The sequence below is a fragment of the Kitasatospora sp. NPDC008050 genome (genome assembly GCF_042957465.1).
GTDB lineage: Bacteria > Actinomycetota > Actinomycetes > Streptomycetales > Streptomycetaceae > Kitasatospora.
The window spans coordinates 568,591-590,144 of sequence record NZ_JBIBIJ010000001.1; the positions used below are offsets into that span (position 1 = coordinate 568,591).

Here is a 21,554-nt window from a genome sequence, read left to right on the forward strand (position 1 = left end):
CCGCTCGGCGGCGCTCAAGGGAAGGGATGGGGGTCGAGGGACAGGTCCTGGTACCGGGGGCGAGCCGCCAGCCGGCCCAGTTGCCACGGCACGTCGAGCAGCCGTGGCAGACCGAGGGTCCGGCGGTGGACATGACCGAAGGTCATCGGCAGCGCGCCGGGCACCACCACCTTCGCCGCGTACAGACCGAGGCCCTCGCGCACCACCGGGTCCGTCTGGTCGACGACGACGACGTCCATGCCGGCCCGTACGACCTGGGCGGCCAGCTCCGTCAGCAGGGCGCCGAGATCGTCCACCGGTTTCGGCCTGCCGGGCCAGACCTCCTGCCACGGTCGGGCAGGCGCACCGTCCGCGAGCAGGAACTCGAAGCGCGCGCGAGCCTCGGGCAGCGTGTACAGCCCGATGTGATCGTCCAGTGCGGCCACCAGCCCCGGCTCGTCGAGCATCGGCCGCAGGCGGTCCCGGTCGAACTTGGCGGGCCGGGCGCGGGCCTGTTCCGCCGCGAGTTCGAGGTTGACCACCGCCTCGACGGCGGCGGAGCGGATCGCCTCCCGGGGGTCGAGATGGGCTCCGGCCGCGAAGAACGCTTGCGGGGCCGAGGACCGGGCGTCGCGGCAGAGCACGAGCGAGGCCACCACCGGAACGCCGAAGTCGTTGTCGGCCGCGAAGAGCAGCAGGTCGTAGCCGAGCGCGTCGAGCCGATCGACGAAGTGGCCCACCAGCGGGTCGTCACCGGGAGTCGCCACCCGGGTCAGCGGTGTGCGCGCGTACCAGGCCATCAGGAACGCGTCCCGCTCGGCGACCTCCAGCAGGCCGTAGAGCACCGCCTCCGCCAGGCTGTTGCCCAGGCCGCAGCCGTTGGAACTCTCCTGGACGAACGTCGCCGACCCGCCACCGTCCGGCGCCTCGGTAAGGCCCCAGTACGCCACCTGCTCGGGCACCGCCAGCGCCCGGTCCTCGCCCATCGACCAGCCGTACACCCAACTCATGGACAGGTCCGGGGTGTAGCGGGCGAGCCGGAACGACGGCGAGTCCACCACCTCCGGCTCGAACAGCCCCAGCCGGGCGGGATCGAGCGCGCGCTCCGGCCCGAGCTCGGCGAAGCTCCCGTGCAGCACGGTGCGCTTGCCACGCGGAGTCATCCCGGTCATCCGCTCGACCGCTTCGAACAGTGCGATCCGTTCGGCGTCGGCGAAGGTCGACGCGCGGCCGTATCCGCCCTCGCGCTCCTCCCAGGGGCCGACCACCTCGGCGTTGGCGAGGGCTATCGGGTACCTGTCAGGACGGGACACGTACGCCACCGGTCCCAGCCTCCGGTCGAGCAGCGCGGAGCGCAGCCCTGCCACGGTGGTGGCCGGGTTGTCCTGACGCAGCCGGTACGGATCGGGCAGCGGCAGCCGGGCAGGAGCGAACCTGGCCCCCTCCCGCGTGTCCTCGGGCAGCGGCCCGCAGATCGGGCAGCCACCGTGGCGAGGCCTGGACCGGTGGGTGGTGCAGGCGCCGTCCTCGGAACGGACCGCCCACACCGTGCCCGGCCGGCCGGCGGGGTCGGCCAGGGCAGCAGCGGCGAGGGCGGCGAGCACGGGCAGCACGGTCGGCGCGGCGACGCCGCCGAGGAGCAGATCGCCCTGGTCCCGAGGGGTACGGCCGCCGATGGTCGCGAGTCGCTCCGTCTCCACGCAGCTCAGGCAGGCCGGGGCGCCGCGGTGCAGCACCGGCCCGATCAGCGCCGTGGTTCCGTCGACCCGGACGGGCAGCAGCGTGGCTCCGGTCCGCCAGGCGTGCGCGGACAGGGCGTTGGCCTGGTCCGGGGTCCACTCGTCCAGTGCCACCATCGCGACCGGGGCAGCAGCACCGGCCTCCGCAGTGGTGCTCAGGGCCGTCGCGAGGTCCAGGACCGGCCACGGCTGACCGGAGTCGGCCAGCTCGGCGGCGAGCAGGTCGGCCAACCGCTGTGTCATGGCGTGACCTCCAGGGCAGCGAAACCGGCGGCCGCCAGCGCCCGGGTCAGCGGTGTGTTCGGCGCGGCCGGCGCGGCGCACGGCGCACGGGTGCCGAGCAGACGACGCAGCCCCTGTTGCAGGGCGGCCTCCCGTTCAGCCGCGCCGGCCGGCCAGACCCCCGTGGCGCCGTCCCAGGGCGCGGGGTGCTGCCCGTCCGTGGCGGCTGTGGGAGTGGCACCACAGGGTGCGTGAACCGTTGCCGACGGGTTCCCGCCGGCGGCCCGCCACTGCAGCGCGCCGGCTGCGGCCAGCGCACAGAACGCCGCCGCATCCGCCGGGCCGGCCTCCACGGCCCAACCCAACAGCTCACTGCGGGTGCGCAGTTCGGCGTGATGGACACCATCGGCCAGCCGGCGCACTCGTAGCTCGGCCCGGACCCCGAAGCGCAGGGTCACCGCCTTGAACCAGCGTCGGGCCTCAGGGGACGCCCACTCGCGGCCGTCCAACTCCGTGCCCTGCGGGTGCGGGTGACGTCGGTGGACCCACCGGCGCAGGAGAACACCCTCGGCGTGGGTGCTGTCGGCGCCCACCACGCCATCCGCGAGGCCGACCAGGTGCTCCGCGGCACCCACGGCAGCACTCAGCCGGGCCGTGCCGGCATCAGGGCCGATGCCGCAGACGAGGTCGGCGCCGACCCGGCACCGGGCGAGTCCGGCCGGGAGCTGCGGCAGGTCGTCGAGTTCGAGGACGGGCAGTACGCCGGTCTCCGGGTCCCCCAGCGCCGCCACCCGGGCCAGCGCGGCGTCCAGGTCGATCCGCCCGCCCACCGAAGGTGCCCGCTCGGCGCAGGCCAACCACGGGTGGTACTCGGCACGCAGCGGATCGAGACGGGCGACGAGGGCTGTCGGGTGGCGGAACGCGGCCGGCGGCGGTGCGTCGGCCGGCGTGTCCTCGCCGGGGTCGGGCAGACCCGCGATCCCGCACACCAGACGATGCGCGGCGGCGCCGCCGACCAGCGCGGCGAGGACGACCGGCGACGGCGTCCCGGCCCGGAGCCCGATCCGGTCGGCGATCGCCGCGGCCTGGCCCCATGCCGCTGCGGCGGATCCGGACGGGGCCGCCGACACCGGGACTGCCGACGTCGGGTCCGCCGACGTCAGGTCCGCCGACGTCAGGTCCGCCGACGTCAGGACTGCGGATACGGGTGCCACGAAGCCGACTTCGCCGCCGACCGCCGCCACCACCGACGCCTCGCAGGTGGCGAGCACGACGGGCGCGGTCACCTCGCCACCGGCCTGCTCCGGTCGGCGCACCCTCACACCGGCGCCCGCGAGGGCCCGGGCAGCGGCGGCGGCGACCGGGCCGGGCCCGCCGACGGTCACCGACGCGGACCTGAGCCGCTGCCACGCGTCAGCGGGATCCGGTGCGACCGCCGCCAGCCAACCGGCGATCCGCGCGGGCGGGTCGGCGGGGCCGAACGACTCACCCCAGCCCGGAGGCACCGCGACCAGCATGTCGTGTTCGTCCAACTGCCGCACCATCATGGCCACTGCGGCCCGGACGGCGGGGTTGGGGCCCAGCTCCAGCAGTTGTTCGCGAGAACGGCCGTCGGCCAGGGCCACCGAGACCGCCTGCCACAGCCGCCACAGCCCCGAACCGCCGTTCATGGTGAAACTCGACCGCGCCCCCCGGACGTGAACTCCGTCGCGCACCGGACTGGCGTGCACGACCGGACGCAGTCGCAGCACCACCGCGCGGTCCATGGCGCGCTCCACCGCAAGGGATGTGGCTGTCACGGGTGACTCCTGTAGGTCTCGGCGACGATCTCGACGGTGCGTGCGCCCGGCCTCGGCTCCGGCAACGCCTCCTCGACGATCACGCCGCCGGGGTAGCGGGCGAGGGTGCGCGACAGGCAGCGCAGGTGCAGGGCACTGCCGAGGTCCACGTACTGGGACTTGGGTTGTTCGAAGAAGGACATGACCGCGCTCAGCCCGCCGGCGTCCTCGGCAGGCGCCGCAGCGACGAAGATCTGCTCGGGCAGCCCGAGTTGAGCCCGCCAGCGGGACGCGGCCGCTGCGGGTGGCTCCTGGTCGAGGTCGGCGCGCCAGTCCCGTACCAGCTCGGCCGGCAGCCGCCACTTGGCACGGGACACGATCACGTCGCGGTAGCGCAGCCGGGGCCGGTACCGGATGCGGCCCACGGCGGTGTCCCGGCTCCGAGTCGCCACCAGGCCCTTCCCGAGATCCACGACGCCCGACCCCAGGTCGTTCAGCATCGGCATCAGCCGGCCCGGCAGGACGAACGGGGCGAGGAATCCCAGGTACAGAACGTTGATCAGCTCGCCCGTGGCGGCGACCCGCAGCCGGAGTTGGTCGTCGGCGGCGTCGTGGACCAGCTGGAGCTGCTCGGGCCGCAGCGTTGCCCAGGCCGGGGTCTCCGACACCTCATCAGCCACCAGTCGGGGGTGGAGGTTCGCGTTGAAGCCGGACACCGGGCGGATCTGGGCGACGCGTTCCGTCGCGGGAAGTGCGTCCCCGATCCGGGCCGAGACCAGTGCCTTGGCGCCCGGGTCGAGGTATTCGAGGTAGCGGCTGGTGAAACGCCCCCAACCGCCGTAGACATGGTTGACGCACAGTCGGGTGGAGCCGTCGTCCCGTGGGACGGGCTGGACGAAGACTCCGTACGAGGCCGGGCGCTTCCGCAGCCAGTGCGGCCTTCGACGCCCGGCCTCGACGACGACCTCCTCCGGTAGCACCACCTCGCCGACCGGGACGGCGGCCGGGACGGCGCGGGCCAGCTCGGCACGCAGCCGCAGCAGATCCCGCAGCTCGCGGCCGACGGGCGGCCCGCCGTCGGCGTCGGCTGCCGTGCCGGCCGGGTCGACGAGGTCGAGTGCCCGCCACGTGTCGGCGAGCTCCTCGGCGAAGTCACCGACCGCCCCGCAGCTCCCGCCGACGCCGAACCGTGCGACGAACCGGTCCCGCGCCATCCGGCGGATCACCGCGTACTCGTCGAACACCTCGAACAGGGGGACGAGTCGGGCGATGTCCGGGAGGACCTGACTTCCGTGGCCGAGGCCGAGGTCCAGGACCGTGCGGACGGCGACGTCCTCGGTGAGCGGCACCCGGTGGCTCACCGGCTCGGCGCCGACCCGCGCGAACGCCTGTGACCAGTGCGAACGGATCCTGACCAGGCAGGCGGGCCTGGCCTGCGCGGGCAGCCGCGCGTACCGCTCGGTGTCCGTTCCGATCTCGGCCAGGATCGCCGCCAGGTCGGCGAACCCGACGTCGACCAGCCAGCCGCTGAGCTCGCGGACGACGTCCGTCGACTGCGGGTCGACCGGATACGCCGGCTGAAGCAGCCCCTGGTCGATGAGCGAGGCGACGTACGCCGCTGCGGCGTGCTCCGCCTGCTCCCGAGGGCCGCCGAGCCGGCCGGCGATCCCGGCCGTGAGCTCGGCCGGCCGCACCGCGCCACCGGCCCCGACGGCGGCCAGCACATGGCGCAGCGGCGCGTTCAGCGGCAGGAACACCTGCTCCTCCGGGAGCGCCCGGGGGGAGGTCCGGTCGCCCGGGGGCGACCGGCGGTAGACCACCTGCGAGCCGTCCGAACGCAGACCCGGTACGAGCTGGTAGTGCACTGCCTCGCGCAGCTCCGGGCGCCGCAGAACCGCTTGGACCAGGGCTTCCAGCGTCCACCGGTCCACCCGGGTCACCGCGGACGGATCGGCCGCGCCCTCCGGGATCGACCGGATCGGGCCCGGGCCCGGCTCAGGTCCGTCGGCGTCCTCGTGCCATCGGCCCCAGCCGACGTGCGAGAACCAGGACAGCGGGGCGGTCTTGGTGACGGCGCGCATCGCGTACCGCAGCACGGTGGCCTCGGACTTGCGGGCACGGCCGTCCGGGGCGGCGCCCTGCGCGGCCGCACGTCGCACCGCACGCAGCAGATCCGAACTGGTGAGGGCCACCGCGCGTTGCAGGTCCTCGGACCGGCAGAGCGCGGCCAGCGCGGTGCGGTCACTCTCCAGGGCCGGGCCGGTGAGCGTGTCGAGCAGCTCGCCGATCCGGTCGATCTCGTCGCGCGCGGCCAGCCACTCGTCCAGCAACGGCACCTGCCGGGGCAGGTCCGCCAGTGCGGCCCGCAGCGGCGGCCGTGGCGATCGGCGGTTGTGCACGTCACGCCGCAGCGGAACCAGCACCCGTCTGCGGGCATCCGACGGCGCGGATCCGGCCAGTTCGTAGAGGGTGTCGCAGAGTTCGGGACCGGCCTGTTCGCACCGGACGATCAGGTCGACCAGCCGTCCGACGTGCTCGCGGAACTCGCCCGCGATCGACGAGGGCTGCGGGGCGGGGAGTGCCACCGTCCGGACCACCGCATACGGCGCCACCGTCACCGCGCCCGGCGAGGCGGCCGGCAGATCCGCTGCGGCGACCGTCGTGTCGGTCATCTGGACTCCTCGGCTGCCGGATCGTGTGATCCGAGGCTCGCAGCCGCCCCCGCCCGGCCGCATCGGTAGAACTACCGAACCGTCTACGGACGACTCCGGCAGATCAGGCCCGCGCAGCTTGCGTAAACCGATTAGGTACTTCTACCGATGCCAGGCAGGGGCCACAGGCCGACAGTGTGGAAGGACCGGACACGTAGCGTCCGGTCCGACCCGAAGGAGGGCGTCATGCCCCAGATCGTCGAAACCACCAGCCTGCTCGACGAGTTCGACCTCGGCGACCTCAACCTCAGCGCGCTGACCGTGGTCAGCATGCGCGACTCGGCCGAGCAGTCCGGGCCCGTCACCGCCTCGGCGGGCAGCTCCTGCTGCTCCTGCACCTGGCACCAGAGCATGTGAGGTGACGCCCAACCACCCGAACGGAACCGGCCCGACGGCCACAGCACGACCGAACAACCGGATTGGACAGACATGACCCAGACGATCAGTCACCTCGACATCAGCACCATCACCGACGAGTTCGACCTCGCCGACCTCGACCTCGGCGCGCTGACCGTGGTCAGCATGAACGACTCGGCAACGAAGCCCGATACCGCCCTCGCCTTCAGCACCTGCTCGTGCTGCTGCACCATCCCCATCAAGATCGACTGACCTGACGGTATGGGCAGGCGCTCAAGGCACCTGCCCATACCGCCGGCGATCCGTGGCGTGGCGGTGGCGGCCGCGATGGCAGGCCGACCGGGTGTGCGGCAGGTGTGCCGAAGGTCGATCGACCGAACGAAGGTCGATCGACCTGATGAACATGTTCGTTCTGGGTGGGCGCGGACGGTTTCGAACCGCCGACATCCGCTTTGTAAGAGCGGCGCTCTACCACTGAGCTACGCACCCCCGCCGCATGGTGGTCCCGGGTGAGGGGTCCTGCGGTGAAAGGTAAGAGTACCTGGTCCCGGGTACGGCGCGGTGCAGGGTGCGGGGCGGGGCTGGGGAGGAGGGGGGTGATCGGGGAGAATGAGGGCTCCAGTTCGGTGGAGCAGGGAGCGCGCGGTGAGGGCGGGTAGCACGCGGGGGTACGCGGGGCGGGTCACGGCGGAGCTGCTGGTGGTACCCGTGGCGATGGCCGGGGTCCTCGTGGCGGTGGCCGGGTCCTTCAGTGGGCCGGGGGCCGGCGGTGGGCGGCCCTGGTGGCGGCGCGGGGAGGACGGGCAGCGGGCGGCGGCGGTGGCCGCGCGGGACGCAGCGCAGGAGGCGTTCTACGAGCTGGACTCCGCGCAGCGCGAGGTGGAACTCGCCGTCGAGACGGTGCGGGCCGCCGAGGACGGCGCTTCGGTGCGCCAGGCACTCGCCGACTTCCAGGATCTGAGCGGCCGGATCAACCAGGTCACCATGGCCTACCTGGCGGCGCTGGACGCGGTCGACCTGGAGGCCGCGGAACTGGCGCCGGGTGCTGCTGCCCAGGCCAGGCAGCAGTTGGAGCAGGCCAAGCGCGAGCTGGCGGCCAAGCAGGCGGAGCTGGCGAACTTCCTGCAGCGCCTGCAGCCGCTGGTGCAGCACGCGGAGGCTCAGCTGGTGCGGGTGACACCGGCGGTCGAGCAGGCCAAGCGGGCGCTGCTGGCGGCCGGCGGCGGGCTGGAGGCAGTGCGGGCGGCGGGCCTGGGCGCGGACGACCTGGCGGCCCGGCTGGCCGAGCTGCGGCCGGAGCTGACCAAGCTGAACGAGGGCGCGGCCCGGCACGGCGTGGCGGACACGCTGCGGCGGGCCGAGGACGTACGCCTGCGGGCGGCCGCGATCCTGGCGGACGCCGAGCAGCGGCCGGAGCGGGCCCGCGAGATCGACCGCCGGGTGGCGAGCCTGCGGACCCGGGTGCAGGCGCTGGAGACCAAGGCCGGCACGGTCGAGCCGACACTCAGCGAGCTGCGCCGACGGTTCTCGGCGGGCTGCTGGCAGGACCTGCAGCAGGTGCCGCGGCAGGTCGCGGAGGCGGGCCGGGCGGCGCAGGCCAGGCTTGCGGAGGCGGCGCGGGCCCGCGACGAGCAGCGGTGGGCGGACGCGGCGACGGTGCTCGGAACGGTGCGGGCGCTGCTGGAGACGGCCGACGGCTCGGTGGCCGCGGTGGCCGACCGGCTGCGCCGGCTGAACGAGGCGGAGCGTGATCCGCAGGCGGAGGTGCAGCGCGCACGGTTCGCGCTGCGGGACGCCCAGCGGCTGGCGATGGCCGGCCGCCAGGCACCCGATCCGCGCCATGCCGGACCGCTGGACGCGGCGGTGGGGCGGCTGGACCGGGCGGTCGCCGCGCTGACGGCGGCCGGCCGGCACCCGGACTACTGGCACTTCCTCACCGAGCTGGACGGGGTGCGCGCGACGGCGGCCGAGGTGGTGGAGCTGATCCGCGGTCAGCTCGGCCGGCAGTAGCCGGGCTTCGCACGGAATCGGCCGGTGCCGGGGTGAGCCCGCCCCGGCCGGGTACGCTGCGGGCATGCCACGCTATGACTTCCGCTGCCGTTCCTGCGGTGCGACCTTCGAACTCCGCCGCGCCATGGCCCAGGCCAACGACCCGGCGACCTGCCCGCAGGGGCACCCGGACACCGTGAAGCTGCTCTCCACCGTCGCCGTGACCGGCGCGGGCGGCGGCAGCGCCCCGCAGCCGCCCGCCGGTGGCGGCGGTGGTGGCTGCTGCGGTGGGGGCTGCTGCGGCTAGTCTCCTGCGCCGGACGTTCCATCGACGGCTGTCATAACGGACCCCGCTCTTCCGCCTGACGCCCCCGTTCGTCACACTGACGCCGTGCCTCGAACAGCCACCGCCACCTCGTCCCGGCAGGTCCGCCACCTCACCACGATCGCGTTCTTCGGTCCGCCGGTGATCGTCGGGCTGTCGTTGCCGGCCGCCGATCCGGACAGGAGCGGGATCGACATCGCCGCGTGGGCACTGCCGGTGGTCCTGGTGCTCTTCGAGCTGCTGGTCTGGCTGTCCCGGCGGGCCGGGCTGCGCCGGTTCGAGGGCCGCTGATGGCGCCCGGGTCCCGGAAGAACGTGGCCTGGCCCCCGCACGTGGTGCGGCGGCTCGCCCGGATAGCCGCGCTCGTCCCCCTGTTGATGGTGGGCATCGGCGTGCTCGGCACCAGCCCGGACTGGTTTCCGGCGGCGCTGCTCCTCGGTGTGCTGACCGTGACCCTCGCGATCGCGGTGCTGATGGCGACCGCGACCAAGGGGTGGGTGTTCTTTGCCGGGTTGATCATCGGACTGGCCGCCGTGCTCGGCTCCGGGCTGGTCTTCCAGGCCGCGCTGATGCAGAGCCAGGGACAGCGCACCGAGGTGCGGATCACCTCGGTGTACACCACCAAGGGCAAGACCGGCCCGATCTACCACTGCAGGCTGAAGCGGACCGACGGCAAGCCGATGGACCACGCCGATATCGTCGACATGGGCTGCAACGGCACGGAGGACGCGGGCACCACCGAGGACCTGCTGGTGGACCCGAGCGGCTGGCTGGCCCCACAACCCGCCGATGCCGACTTCAGCTCCCTCCCCGTCGGCGTCGCGGGAGTCGGCGTCGCGATCGGGTTGTGGGAGCTGACCGTCTGGCAGACCCGCCGGATCGGCCTGCGCGAGGCCGCGGCGAACCCGCCGGCGCCCGGCCCGCTGAACGGTGCCAAGCCGAGCGCCGACAACCGGAGCAAGAAGAAGCGCAAGCGGCGCTAGCTGACACCAGGGAGCAGGCCCGGCCCGCCGGACAAGGGCGACAGGCCCTAGCCGGTGATCCGGCCGGTCAGGCTTCGGACGTGGGCGAGCAGGGCACTCAGGATCTGCTCGCCCGCGAGCGCGCCGCGCTGTTCCAGCGCGGTCACCCGCGGACCGGTCCAGCCCCGCTCCGCCAACTCGCCGTGGCCGGGGCGCCAGGCACGGTCGGCGGCGAGCAGCAGGTCGGCGTCGAGCAGCGAGTCCCCGGCCGCCAGCACCGTGACCCGGCCACCCTGGCGGCGGACCACCTCCGCGACCGCGGCGCTCTTGGTCAGCACGCGGGGGACGGCATAGAGCTTGCGGCCCTGGAGCGAGACGGTCCAGCCGCGTTCCGCGCACCAGGCGGTCAACTCGTCGAGCCAGGCGGCGGGCAGCCGCTCACGATCCACGAGCGCGTAGACGAACAGACCCTCGGCCACCCGCTGCCGCAGCAGCCAGCCACCAGCAGCACCGCCGCTGCCGTCAGCGCCACTGCCGCCGGCGCCGGCACCGCCGGCTGCCAGCCGCTCGGCCACCTCGGGCAGCGGGGCGGCGTGCTCGGCGAGCCGCCACGCCACCACGGCGGCCCAGTCCTGGTCCGGCTCGCCCGCGACCAGCAGCCGGCCGCCGTTGGCGCAGACCGCGTACGGCGGGCACCAGTGGGCCCCGCCGCCACCGGCTGCCGGGCCGGGCAGCCGGATCCGCCGGTACTGCTCGACGGTGCGGGTGGTGGCCGGTACGACCACCGCCTCCCGGGCCAGCGCGGCGAGCAACTGGGCTGCCCGCTCGGTGAGATGACTGAGCGGAGCGCCCTCGCCGTCACGCTCCACCAGGCGCAGCCGCACCGGCGATCCGGGCGGCAGCTCGGCCGAGCGCAGCGAGTAGATCAGCGTGCGGTCCAGATCGCTCGCCACCAGCACAGCCGACCCCGACACGGCGGCCGACACCGACGCAGCCGACCCCGGCACCACCGCCCCCGACACGGCGGCCGACACCGACACGGCCGACATCGGCGACCCACTGCGACGCTCCGTCATACCGCCAGCCCCGTCGGCCCGGTCGCGCCCCGGCTGAACGTCGGATGGATCAGGCCCACGCAGGAGTAGGGCAACTCGTCCACCTCCTCCACCGGCACGCCACGCTGCGCGGCCAGCAGCCGGACGTGGTCCAGGTCCGCCCCCGCGCCCCGGCGGGCCAGGATCCGCCACGGCACCCGGCGCAGCAGGACCCGGGTGGTCTCACCCACGCCGGGCTTGACCAGGTTGAGGCTGCCGATCCCGTACTCGGCGCTGATCCGCTCCACCGCGGCCCAGCCCGTCCAGGTCGGTGCCCGGTCCGCGTCGGCCGGTGGCTCGGCGGCGGCCACCTCCCGGCGGACCTCGGGGAACCACTCGGTCACGGTGTCCAGGAAGGCGCGCGAGACGTCCGCGGCCGCCAGCTCCTGGTAGTACTTGGCGCCGTGGAAGTCGCCGGGACCGATCAGGTCGGCCCGCAGCACGGTACGCGAAATCAGGCCGGACACCGTCGAGTTGAGGCAGGCGGACGGGATCAGGAAGTCCTGCCTGGTGCCGAAGGTCCGCACACAGCGGCCGGGGTCGGCGAGCACCGCGAGGTCGGGGTCGAACGGGGTTCCGGCCAGCGCCTCGGACAGCTCCCGGGTGATCGCGCCCTTCCCGGTCCAGCCGTCCACGAAGACCACCTGACGCGGATCGTGACAATCCGTCAGATAGTGCAGGGCGGCCGGATCGACGCCCCGGCCGCGGATGATCGAGACGGCGTAGTGCGGCGCGTCGAAGCCGTGCTCGGCGGCCAGCCAGCGGCGGATCAGGATGCCGACCGGGGTGCCGGCCCGGGCCAGCGAGGCCAGCACCAGGCCACGGCCGCGCTCGCGGACCAGCGTCTCGGCGACCGTGCCGACCGCCAGCGCGATCCGCCGGGCCGAGCCGCGCAGCGCCTGCTGGAACAGCTCCAGGTACTCGGGGCCGGGGTGGTACTCCACCGGCAACGACTCCGCGTAGTGGGCGCCGCCGGACTGCACGGCCTCCTCCCGCTCCTCGGTGGGCGCCTCCAGCGCGACGCCGGACAGATCGGTGAGCAGCCAGCCCACTTCCTCGGCCGGGTAGGAGGAGAACGCCGGGCCACGCAGCGGAACCGGCAGCGACCCCATCGGCAGCGCACCCGTCTGCGATGCACCCGTCCGCAACGCACCCGCCGGCAGCCGAACCGACGGAGCCGGCGACGGCTGGGCCGAGGGCACGGTGCCCCGGCCGGGGCACCAGACCGGCAGCACCACCAGCACCACCCGGTCCGTCACCATCCGCAGCCGGTCCAACAGCCCGTCCGTCGCATGCAGTTCGGGCGTGTCGGACGCGGCGTCGACGACCAGCACGATCGTGTCGAACCGCCGCGCCGCCTCACACCCCGGTGCCACGTTGTAGGCGAAGCGGGTGCCGCCGCCCTCGGCCGGCGCGCCGTGCGCGGGGAAGACCAGCCCGGTCCGTATCGCGTAACCGGGGTCGTCCACCGCGAGCACCGGCGAGCGCGTGGTCGTCGAGAAGCTCACCGACGCGCCCGCGCAGTCCACGGCCGTCTCCAGCGCCTCCGCCAGCGCCTCCGCCAGCCGCAGCGGCGCGTAGCTCAACTCCTCGCAGCCCAGCACCAGCACCCGCCGCTCGCTGCCGAGCAGCTCCTTGGCCAGCCGCTCCCCCAGCTCGGGCAGCGCCGCCTCCAGCACCCGGCGCTGCGCCGGCAGGAACCCGTGCCGCCCGCCCTCGGGAACCTCGGCCGGCCACGGCAGTTCGGCCCGCACCAGCTCGCCCCGCGACGCCCCGCCGGACCCCGAGCCCCCGCCCGCACCCAGCGCCGCCACCAGCTCCTGCCCCCGCGCAGCCGCGCCCACAGGCAGCCGCACCCGCCCCTGGGCCAGTGCCACCACCTCGATGCTCGCGCCCAACTCGGCCGCGAACTCGGTCAATCGCACCCGGTCGGCGTCGCCGCGCAGGTCGACGAGTGCCGCCAGCAGGTAGCGCCGACGCGGCCGGCTCCGGTGCAGCGCCTCGATCGTGTTCAACACCGTCTGTCCGGTGGACAGTTCGTCGTCCACCAGAACCAACGTCCCGCCGCCTGCGAGCAGTTCGGGATCGGCAGGCAGCAGCAAGTGCGAGGTGGCGTGCGAGTGCTCCTCCTCGAAGCCGGCCGCCGGCCGCATCCCGGCCACCGGCCGCCGGGTGGAGTGCAGATAGCGCGCGTCCAGCTCGTCGGCCACGCAGTGGCCGAGCCCGGTCGCGGTCTCGGCAAAGCCCAGCACCAGCACCGGCCCGGCAGCGCGCGCGGCACCCCCCAGCGCGCTCCCCAGCGGATCAGCCCTGCCGCTCAGCCGCTCGCGCACGGCCGCACCCAGCCGCCGCCCGGCGCCGAGCACCAGCCCCGGACGCTGCGGCACATGCTTGCCGAGCACCTGCGAGACCAGCAACTGCGCCCGCTTCGGATTGTCCCGGACCGCCAGCCCGAGCAGATCGGTCAGCTCAGGGTCTCCCGCCAGCTCCATGCCCAGCCGCTCGGTCACCCACTGCCCGGACCACACCGCACCGTCACCCACGTCAGCGCCCACCACGAACCTCCGCATCCCGGCAGGCCGCGAACAGCTCCGCGAACCCGACCCCCGCCCGGGCCACCCCGAACAGCTCGGCGCGCCCCAGTACCCGCTCCGCCCAAGCGCGGTGCGGCTTGACCTCGTTCATCTTGTTGGCGTACGCCGAGCCCGCCACGCCCCCACCGCGCTCGGAGGCGCCGTTGAGCACGTCGCGCGCGTCGCAGTACTCCTCGTGTCCGACCACCAGGCCGGCGTGCACTGCCGGCACCTGGCTGGGGTGCACACAGGTCTTGCCCAGCAGCCCGTTGACCCGGTCGAGCGCGAGCTCGCGCAGCAGACCGGTCAGCTCCGCCCCGGTGCGCCCGAGCGGGAAGTACTCCCAGACCGGCCCGGTCACGGTGAACCCGCTGCCGTCCGCCCGGCCCAGCACATTGACCACGTCCCCGATCACCCCGGCCACCAGGGCCAGGTCGTAGGCGGTCGACTCGGGCGAGCGGCGCAGCCCGTAGGCCGCGCACAGGTCGGTGACGCCGAGCCGGACGGCCAGCACCCGGTCCCGGTACTTCGCCAACAGCGCGGCGATGCCCAGCAGTTCGGAGCGCCGGTGCTCCAGATGGGCGAGTTCCGGCGACTCCAGCACCGGCATGCTGAACAGCCGCTCTCCGCAGGCGAGTTCGGCATCGGCCACGGCCTCCAGGTAGTGTCCGCCGTTCTCCTCGGTGAACTTGGGCAGGACGAAGCCGCTCAGCAGCCGGGCCGCCGGGCCCAACCGGCCGACCAGCACACCGATCTGCTCGGGGTCCCGGACCCGCACGAAGAGCAGCGGCAACCCCACGAGCGGCGGCACCCCGGTCGACACCGGCCCGGCCAGCGCGCGCAGCCCGTCGACCACGTTCGCCTCGGCGGCCGCCACCTCGCCGTCGGCAATCGCGTCCTCCAGGCAGAGCACCATCGAGGTCACCCCGCGGGCCGCCTGCCTGCGCACATCGGTCACCAGAGTGGGGCGGGTGGCGGGCAGGTAGAGGGTGGCGCCCAGTGCGGTGGCCAGCGTCGCCGCCGGGGCATGCCGGTCGAACGCCGCCGGCTCGACCAGGAAGAGCCGGCGGCGGACGTCCACGCCGAGGTGGCCGAAATGGCGCAAAATGCACTCCCAGGAGCGTCACGACGAACGGGCAGAGCGGAACCGAGAAGTCAGCGGACCGACCGGTGAAGCGGACGAGGCGGCGGACCACGGAACGGACGAGCGGCTCGGCGCGAGTGGGACCGACTGCTTTCCCCACGAACCGACGTGCCCGACGAACCGTCGGCCGGACGGGCCGAAACTCTCGATTCCGCAGCTCGCACCCCCTTCGGCCGCCATCGTACGGTCCATGGCGAGACCTGGCAGCGGCAGGGAACATGGAATTCGCTGAACATTCCCCGACCGGACCGAACACCGGCAAAAGCCCGGGCGGAAGAAGCGACAGAACAGCGGCCGGCACATTGGCGCCCACGAATTACTTGCTCAATTGCGCAAGTTTTCAGCCATTCCAATCCCCCGTGCCACCCCGCCGGACACCAGCACCCACGTTGTCCGCAGTGGTCCCCAGCAGGCAGGATGGGCAGTTATGACGCACGTGATGGCGAAGGGCGCCAACATCTCGCTGACCGCGGCCGCGGTCCGCGCCGTGCTGCGCTGGAGCGCGGCGACGGGGGCGCCGGATCTGGACGCCTCCGCGCTGCTGCTCGACGCCGCCGGCAAGGTCCGCTCCGATGCCGACTTCGTCTTCTACAACCAGCCCCGGCACCCCTCGGGCACGGTGCGCCACCTGCCCAAGCACCAGGCCCCGGGCCACCAGGAGATCACCGACACCATCGAGGTGGACCTCGGGAAGCTGTCGGCCGAGGTCCACCGGGTGGTACTGGCCGGCTCGGTCGAGGGCGGCGACTTCCGCGCCGTCCACGGGCTGCGGGTACTGCTCTACGACGCGGCCGCGCCCGGCGGCGAGCCGCTGGCCGAGTTCCCGGTCAACGAGAGCGAGCCGGTCTCGGCCCTGGTCTGCGCCGAGCTCTACCGGCGCGACGGCGGCTGGAAGTTCCGCGCGGTCGGCCAGGGCTACGCCTCCGGCCTCGGCGGCCTGGCCACCGACTTCGGGATCGCGGTCGAGGAGGACTCGGCTGTCGCGGCCGCCGCCACCCGGCCCGGCGCGAGTGCCCCGGCCGCCCCGGCGCAGCCCACCGCGCCCCCGGCACGGCCCGCACCGCGCACCGCGGAGCCGGGCACCTACACGCTCGCCCCGGCCGTCCCGCCGCCACCCACCGGCGCCCCGACGACGCCCCCGCCGCCCGCCACCGCGCCCACCTCCGCGCCCACCGCCGCGCCCGTCACCCCGCCCGGGTACGGCTACCCGCAGCAGCCCCCGGCCGTCACCACCCCCAGCTACCCGCCGGCCCCGCCACAGCAGCCACAGCCGCAGCCGCACCAGCCCAGCTACGGATACCCGCAGCAGCAGCCCCCCTACGGCTACCCCCAACAGCCCCCGGCGCCGACCACCATCCCGGCACCGGCTCCCGCTCCCGCTCCCGCTCCCACGTACGGCTATCCCCAGCAACCGCCGCCCTACGGCTACCCGCAGCAGCCCCCGGCACCCCAGCCCACCCAGGTGCTCGACCCGGACTTCGCCCTGCCCCCGCAGGGCCCCCAGTTCCAGCCCCGCTGAGCCCCGGCCGCGGCACCGCCCGGCCGGCGCCGGCACACACGCCGCCCTACTCCTCCTTGTACCCCCGCTGCCACTCCATCCCGAAGCCGTACAGCCGGTCCAGGTCCGACTGGAACCCGTGCACGTACCGCACCTCCCGACGGGCCATCAGCTCCCCGTCCTTGTTCTCGATCAGCACCACCGCGCACGAACGGGCCGCCGCCGCCCGCTCGTCCAGGTTGATCTCCAGTCGCGGCCCGCTCGGCGGCACGATCTGGATCTGCGCGTGCGTCTGGTCGAAGGCCGGCGTGCCGTCGTAGATGTAGACGAAGATCAGCAGCCGCCTGAACTGGTCCTTCTTCTCCAGGTTGATGTACATCGTCTCGCCGGACGGCGCCCCGTACTTGTCGTCGCCGCTCAGCTTGATGTACGGCGGGTGCTGCAGGTCCCCGAAGAACTTCCCGAGCGGCTGCACCACGCCCCGGGTCCCGTCGGTGAGTTCGTACATGCAGGCCAGGTCGAGGTCCACGTTCTCGGCGCCGCCCTGGGTGGTCTCGGTCTGGGCCGGGCGCAGCAGCCGGGGCTGGAGCAGCTTGCGGCGCAGCGCGCCCTGCGAGCCGGCGACCAGGCGGGCCGTCCAGTGCAGGTTGACGTAGAGGGTCCCGGTGGTCGGCCCGGAGGTGGTGATCAGGTGCTGCGGGCGGGACTTGGTGAGCGTCACCTTTCCCACCTGCCCCATCATGTCGGGCAGGTTGCGCTCGCCGCGCAGGTACTCCCAGATCGTGGCCATCCCGACCGCCCCCAGCCCAGAGGTGTCGCCGCCCGGCCCGTTGCCGTTCAGCTGACGAATCATTGTGCACTGCGGTCCATACCCAGCAGCGGCTCTGAGTCACCGTCGGTTTCGAACACCGACGTCGGATGTCCGGTCACCGGTTCGGCACTGCCACCCGAGCGGCGGATAGCAGCACGAACGTGACTCCCGTACCATGCCGCCCCGTCAGACGCGATATCGTCTAGCCGCACAGGTGTCCCCGTCACCCGCGCGAGCTAGCCCCACCCGTCCCAGCCGCGCATTCCTGCGTGCACGACGGACCATCAGGGCGGGTGCTCGCTCTGGGAACTGACGCCGTTCCGGCCCCCGCCGGGGACCGTCCACTCCCACCCGACCGCGGAAAGCAGAGGCCAACGCCGCAATGTCATTCTCGTCCACACAGCTGGCCTGGGTCGTCGTCGGCGGCGCGGCCCTGCTCGTCATAGCCGTCCTGACGGCCACGCTGCGCTTCAAGAGCGCCAAGACCCAGGAGAACGGGGACTCCTGGGAGCGCAGCGAGGAGCGCCGCCGCCGCAAGGAGATGGTGTACGGGATCTCCTCCTACGTGCTGCTCTTCTGCTGCGCCGGCGTCGCGGCCGCGCTCTCCTTCCACGGTCTGGTCGGCTTCGGCACCCAGAACCTGGGCCTGTCGGGCGGCTGGGAGTACCTGGTCCCGTTCGGCCTGGACGGCGCCGCGATGTTCTGCTCGGTGCTCGCCGTGCGCGAGGCCAGCCACGGTGACGCGGCGCTCGGCTCGCGTCTGCTGGTCTGGCTCTTCGCCTTCGCCTCGGCCTGGTTCAACTGGGTGCACGCGCCGCGCGGCGGCGACCACGCCGGTGCTCCGCAGTTCTTCTCCGGCATGTCGATCTCGGCCGCCGTGCTCTTCGACCGCGCGCTCAAGCAGACCCGCCGGGCGGCGCTGCGCGAGCAGGGCCTGATACCGCGTCCGCTGCCGCAGATCCGCATCGTGCGCTGGCTGCGCGCCCCGCGCGAGACCTACGCGGCCTGGTCGCTGATGCTGCTGGAGAACGTCCGCAGCCTGGACGAGGCGGTGGAGGAGGTCCGCGAGGAGCGGCAGGCGAAGCTGGACGCCAAGGTGCAGGCGCGCAGTGCGGACCGCCGCGAGCGGGCCGAGCTGAAGGCGATCTCCCGCGGTGGCGTGCTGGCCCGGACCCGCGGCGGACGCCAGGTGCCCGCGCTGACCGCCGGCTCCGGCGACGGCCAGCCCGCTACGGAGCCTGCCCTAGCCGAAGCCGCCCGCACCGACCCCGCGTTGAGCGACGCCGCCCTGACCGGAGCCGACGCCACGCGAGCCAAGGTCGGCCGGTCCGCGCTGGAGCCCGCCGCGCTCTCCGCCTCCCCGCGCCGCACGGCCGTCGGCGGCGGCCGCGCCGGGCTCGACAGCGTCGACCTGACGGCCGAGGACGACACCCTCTCGCTGCCCAAGCTCGACTCGCCCTTCGACTCCCTGGAGCGCAAGCTGCGCGCCATGGAGAAGCGCCTGGGCTGACCGACCCGAGAACGACGGAAGGGCCCTGCTCCCACGAGCAGGGCCCTTCCCGTATCCGGCCGTCCGGCTGTCCGGCACGCCACCCCCGACCGACAACCCCCGACCCGGCAAGCGGCAACCGGCAACCGGCGCGACTAGCGCTTGCCGGCCACCGTCGGCTCCGGTTCGGCCACCGCCTCCAGCGCCGCGGTGCGCCGGTTGCGCAGCATCGAGGAGGCGAGCGCGGCGCCGATGAAGGCCACGCCGATCAGCCCGGTGACGATCTCCGGGATCTTGTACTCGATCGAGATCAGCAGGATCGCCGCCAGCGCGCCGATCGCGTAGTGGGCGCCGTGCTCCAGGTAGACGTAGTCGTCCAGGGTGCCCTTGCGGACCAGGAAGACGGTCAGCGAGCGGATGTACATCGCCCCGATGCCCAGGCCCAGGGTGATCTGGAAGATGTCGTTGGAGATCGCGAAGGCGCCGACGACCCCGTCGAAGGAGAACGAGGCGTCCAGCACCTCCAGGTACAGGAAGAGGAAGAACGCGGCCTTCCCGGCCACCTGGACCAGCGACTTGCCGGGCTTCGCGGCGGCACCGGCCTCCTCGCCCTCCTCGTCGGCGTCCTCGGCGGACTCCATGTTCGACTCGAAGACGCCCGAGAGCCCGTTGACCGCGAGGTAGGTGGCCAGCCCCAGCAGCCCCGCGAGCAGGACCGTTTCCGCGTGCCCCGCCGCGAAGAAGCGGGCCGCCAGCGCCAGCGTGACCAGCGCGATCACCGAGGAGAGCGCCTCCAGCCGGCCGATCCGCTCCAGCGGACGCTCGACCCAGCGCAGCCAGTGGTAGTCCTTCTCCTCGAGGATGAAGTCCAGGAAGATCATCAGCAGGAAGGTCCCGCCGAACGCGGCGATCGCCGGGTTGGCCGCTTCCAGATGCTGGCCGTAGGTCAGACCGTGGTACGTGTGGCCCGAGTTGAGCGCGAGGTCGATCACCGTGCTCGGGCCGATGTGCGCGGTCAGGCCAACGACCAGCAGCGGGAAGAGCAGCCGCATCCCGAAGACGGCGATCAGCACACCCACCGTCAGGAAGATCTTCTGCCAGAACGGACTCATCCGCTTCAGCACCGTGGCGTTGACGACCGCGTTGTCGAACGAGAGCGAGATCTCCAGGATCGCGAGGATCAGCACCACGCCGAAACCCTCGGCGCCCCAGATCAGCCCGGCCGCGATGAGCCCGGCGACCGTGGTCGCGAAGGACCATCCGAAAGTGCGGAGGAACACGGTATTACTACCTTTCGGTGACATGGCGCGCCGAGAATTTGACGATGCCTTTACTGTACGTTGACCCCAAAGTCGAGGGCGATTCCGCGCAGACCTGACGCGTACCCCTGACCGACCGCCCGGAACTTCCACTCGCCCTGGTAGCGGTAGAGCTCACCGAAGATCATCGCGGTCTCGCTGGAGGCGTCCTCGGTCAGGTCGTAGCGGGCGATCTCCTGACCGCCGGCCTGGTTGACCACCCGGATGTAGGCGTTGCGCACCTGGCCGAAGCTCTGCAGCCGCGCGTCCGCGTCGTAGATCGAGACCGGGAAGACCACCTTGTCGACCTGCGCGGGCACCAGATCCAGGTTGACCAGCATCACTTCCTCGTCGCCCTCGTCGCCCTCCTGGCCGCCGACCAGGTTGTCGCCCAGGTGCTCGACCGAGCCCTCCGGGCTCTTGAGGTTGTTGTAGAAGACGAAGTACTCGTCGCCGAGCACCCGACCGCCCGAGCAGAGCAGTGCGCTCGCGTCGAGGTCGAAGGGCGCGCCGGTGGTCGACCTGGCGTCCCAGCCCAGGCCGATCTGAACCTGGGTCAGGCCGGGCGCGGCCTTGCTCAGCGAGACGTTGCCGCCCTTGGCGAGCGTGACACTCATCGTCGTCTTTCCTCCCACTCCCTGGCGGCCGGCACCGTGCGGTGAGACACAGAGGGCGAACTCCACATGTACGCCCTCCAGCCCCCGAACGGTTCCGAACCGCCCACTGAACATCCTGAACTTCGAACCTATCAAGGGGCCGAATCCCCGGTTCCGCCCGGCGTTCGGCTGCCGGGCCGCCGGGCCGCGCACTCCCTGCGCCGGGCCGTCAGCGGACGCACCGTTTCGCCGCACGCACGACCAGGACCCTGGTCGCCCGCTCGGGCGACCAGGGTCCTGGTCGTGCCATCCGCCTGAAGTGCCGTCAGACGTTGACGCCGAAGTCCTGGGCGATGCCGCGCAGCCCCGAGGCGTAGCCCTGGCCGATGGCGCGGAACTTCCACTCGGCGCCGCTGCGGTAGAGCTCGCCGAAGACCATCGCCGTCTCGGTGGAGGCGTCCTCGGTCAGGTCGTAGCGGGCGATCTCCTGACCGCCGGACTGGTTGACCACCCGGATGTAGGCGTTGCGGACCTGGCCGAAGTTCTGCAGCCGGGTCTCCGCCTCGTAGATCGAGACCGGGAAGACGATCTTGGCGACCGAGGCCGGCACGGCGGCCAGGTTGACCTTGATCGTCTCGTCGTCGCCCTCGCCCTCACCGGTCAGGTTGTCGCCGGTGTGCTCCACCGAACCGTCCGGGCTGGTCAGGTTGTTGAAGAAGACGAAGTCGCTGTCCTTGGCGACCTTGCCCTGCTCGGTGCAGAGCAGCGCGCTGGCGTCCAGGTCGAACTCCGCACCGGTCGTGGTGCGCGCGTCCCAGCCGAGGGCGACGAGCACCGCGGTCAGGCCCGGGGCCTCCTTGGTCAGCGAGACGTTGCCGCCCTTGCTCAGGCTGACACCCACAGGTTCCTCCAAGATGCGGGAGGCACCCCTCGGGCGCCTCGGCGATGTGGCCGTTGAGCCCTTGGGACCGGCCCACGCTCCTGCCAAC

General features: G+C 73.1%; 18 protein-coding genes and 1 tRNA gene. 8 read left to right on the forward strand and 11 right to left on the reverse strand.

Annotated elements, in window-relative coordinates; translation table 11 throughout:
• Positions 1-14 precede the first annotated feature (14 nt).
• The 3 genes from ACFZB9_RS02445 to ACFZB9_RS02455 are packed head-to-tail and all read right to left on the reverse strand — an operon-like array spanning position 15 to position 6,390.
• Entirely contained in the window at positions 15-1,961 is a 1,947-nt protein-coding gene (locus ACFZB9_RS02445) for a TOMM precursor leader peptide-binding protein (RefSeq protein ID WP_391443053.1), read from the reverse strand.
• The gene (locus ACFZB9_RS02450; protein WP_391443055.1) at positions 1,958-3,739 is read right to left on the reverse strand and encodes a hypothetical protein; all 1,782 of its coding nucleotides are present in this window, start codon (positions 3,737-3,739) and stop codon (positions 1,958-1,960) included. The genes ACFZB9_RS02445 and ACFZB9_RS02450 overlap by 4 nt, the downstream gene beginning before the upstream one ends.
• The gene (locus ACFZB9_RS02455; RefSeq protein WP_391443056.1) at positions 3,736-6,390 is read right to left on the reverse strand and encodes a lantibiotic dehydratase; all 2,655 of its coding nucleotides are present in this window, start codon (positions 6,388-6,390) and stop codon (positions 3,736-3,738) included. Before ACFZB9_RS02455 ends, ACFZB9_RS02450 begins: the two co-directional genes overlap by 4 nt.
• A 225-nt stretch (positions 6,391-6,615) precedes the next feature.
• Between ACFZB9_RS02455 and ACFZB9_RS02460 the strand changes: the two genes are divergently transcribed.
• Together ACFZB9_RS02460 and ACFZB9_RS02465 are read left to right on the forward strand one after the other, a co-directional pair.
• Positions 6,616-6,786: a hypothetical protein gene (locus ACFZB9_RS02460; RefSeq protein ID WP_391443057.1), complete on the forward strand. Its 171-nt coding sequence runs from the start codon at positions 6,616-6,618 to the stop codon at positions 6,784-6,786.
• Positions 6,787-6,858: 72 nt separating this feature from the next.
• Positions 6,859-7,038: a hypothetical protein gene (locus ACFZB9_RS02465; RefSeq protein WP_391443058.1), complete on the forward strand. Its 180-nt coding sequence runs from the start codon at positions 6,859-6,861 to the stop codon at positions 7,036-7,038.
• Between the two features lie 165 nt (positions 7,039-7,203).
• On the opposite strand, the gene ACFZB9_RS02470 is transcribed toward ACFZB9_RS02465, so the two are convergent.
• A tRNA-Val gene (locus ACFZB9_RS02470) sits at positions 7,204-7,275 on the reverse strand.
• A gap of 120 nt (positions 7,276-7,395) precedes the next feature.
• Between ACFZB9_RS02470 and ACFZB9_RS02475 the strand changes: the two genes are divergently transcribed.
• The 4 genes from ACFZB9_RS02475 (at position 7,396) to ACFZB9_RS02490 (ending at position 10,083) form a co-directional block, all read left to right on the forward strand.
• Positions 7,396-8,796: a hypothetical protein gene (locus tag ACFZB9_RS02475; protein ID WP_391443060.1), complete on the forward strand. Its 1,401-nt coding sequence runs from the start codon at positions 7,396-7,398 to the stop codon at positions 8,794-8,796.
• A gap of 64 nt (positions 8,797-8,860) precedes the next feature.
• Positions 8,861-9,082 carry a zinc ribbon domain-containing protein gene (locus tag ACFZB9_RS02480; RefSeq protein ID WP_391443062.1) on the forward strand — a complete coding sequence of 74 codons (222 nt, stop codon included), beginning with the start codon at positions 8,861-8,863 and terminating at the stop codon, positions 9,080-9,082.
• An 84-nt stretch (positions 9,083-9,166) separates the two neighbouring features.
• Positions 9,167-9,391 (forward strand): hypothetical protein, encoded by a 225-nt coding sequence (locus ACFZB9_RS02485; protein ID WP_391443063.1) that lies wholly within the window; start codon positions 9,167-9,169, stop codon positions 9,389-9,391.
• The gene (locus ACFZB9_RS02490; RefSeq protein WP_391443064.1) at positions 9,391-10,083 is read left to right on the forward strand and encodes a hypothetical protein; all 693 of its coding nucleotides are present in this window, start codon (positions 9,391-9,393) and stop codon (positions 10,081-10,083) included. The genes ACFZB9_RS02485 and ACFZB9_RS02490 overlap by 1 nt, the downstream gene beginning before the upstream one ends.
• A gap of 47 nt (positions 10,084-10,130) precedes the next feature.
• On the opposite strand, the gene ACFZB9_RS02495 is transcribed toward ACFZB9_RS02490, so the two are convergent.
• Genes ACFZB9_RS02495 through ACFZB9_RS02505 form a run of 3 tightly spaced genes read right to left on the reverse strand, consistent with a single transcriptional unit; the run spans position 10,131 to position 14,834 of the window.
• Positions 10,131-11,138, reverse strand: a complete 1,008-nt coding sequence (locus ACFZB9_RS02495) for an HAD family hydrolase (protein WP_391443066.1) — start codon at positions 11,136-11,138, stop codon at positions 10,131-10,133.
• Entirely contained in the window at positions 11,135-13,726 is a 2,592-nt protein-coding gene (locus ACFZB9_RS02500; protein WP_391443067.1) for a phosphoribosyltransferase, read from the reverse strand. Before ACFZB9_RS02500 ends, ACFZB9_RS02495 begins: the two co-directional genes overlap by 4 nt.
• A complete protein-coding gene (locus ACFZB9_RS02505) occupies positions 13,701-14,834 on the reverse strand; it encodes an HpcH/HpaI aldolase/citrate lyase family protein (RefSeq protein WP_391443069.1) in 1,134 nt (377 codons plus the stop codon). The genes ACFZB9_RS02500 and ACFZB9_RS02505 overlap by 26 nt, the downstream gene beginning before the upstream one ends.
• A 466-nt stretch (positions 14,835-15,300) precedes the next feature.
• On the opposite strand from ACFZB9_RS02505, the gene ACFZB9_RS02510 reads away from it, so the two are divergent.
• The gene (locus tag ACFZB9_RS02510; RefSeq protein WP_391443070.1) at positions 15,301-16,392 is read left to right on the forward strand and encodes a TerD family protein; all 1,092 of its coding nucleotides are present in this window, start codon (positions 15,301-15,303) and stop codon (positions 16,390-16,392) included.
• Between the two features lie 46 nt (positions 16,393-16,438).
• Here the strand turns inward: ACFZB9_RS02510 and ACFZB9_RS02515 are convergent, their stop codons facing one another.
• Entirely contained in the window at positions 16,439-17,161 is a 723-nt protein-coding gene (locus tag ACFZB9_RS02515) for a Tellurium resistance (RefSeq protein ID WP_391443320.1), read from the reverse strand.
• Between the two features lie 403 nt (positions 17,162-17,564).
• Here ACFZB9_RS02515 and ACFZB9_RS02520 point away from each other — a divergent pair, with 403 nt between their 5' ends.
• Entirely contained in the window at positions 17,565-18,692 is a 1,128-nt protein-coding gene (locus tag ACFZB9_RS02520) for a DUF2637 domain-containing protein (RefSeq protein WP_391443072.1), read from the forward strand.
• Positions 18,693-18,826: 134 nt separating this feature from the next.
• On the opposite strand, the gene ACFZB9_RS02525 is transcribed toward ACFZB9_RS02520, so the two are convergent.
• From ACFZB9_RS02525 to ACFZB9_RS02535, 3 genes are all read right to left on the reverse strand, one after another.
• The gene (locus ACFZB9_RS02525; protein WP_391443073.1) at positions 18,827-19,951 is read right to left on the reverse strand and encodes a DUF475 domain-containing protein; all 1,125 of its coding nucleotides are present in this window, start codon (positions 19,949-19,951) and stop codon (positions 18,827-18,829) included.
• A 50-nt stretch (positions 19,952-20,001) separates the two neighbouring features.
• On the reverse strand, positions 20,002-20,586 hold the full coding sequence (locus tag ACFZB9_RS02530) for a TerD family protein (protein WP_184935141.1): 585 nt from the start codon (positions 20,584-20,586) through the stop codon (positions 20,002-20,004).
• A 304-nt stretch (positions 20,587-20,890) separates the two neighbouring features.
• A complete protein-coding gene (locus tag ACFZB9_RS02535; RefSeq protein ID WP_391443075.1) occupies positions 20,891-21,466 on the reverse strand; it encodes a TerD family protein in 576 nt (191 codons plus the stop codon).
• Positions 21,467-21,554: the final 88 nt, after the last annotated feature.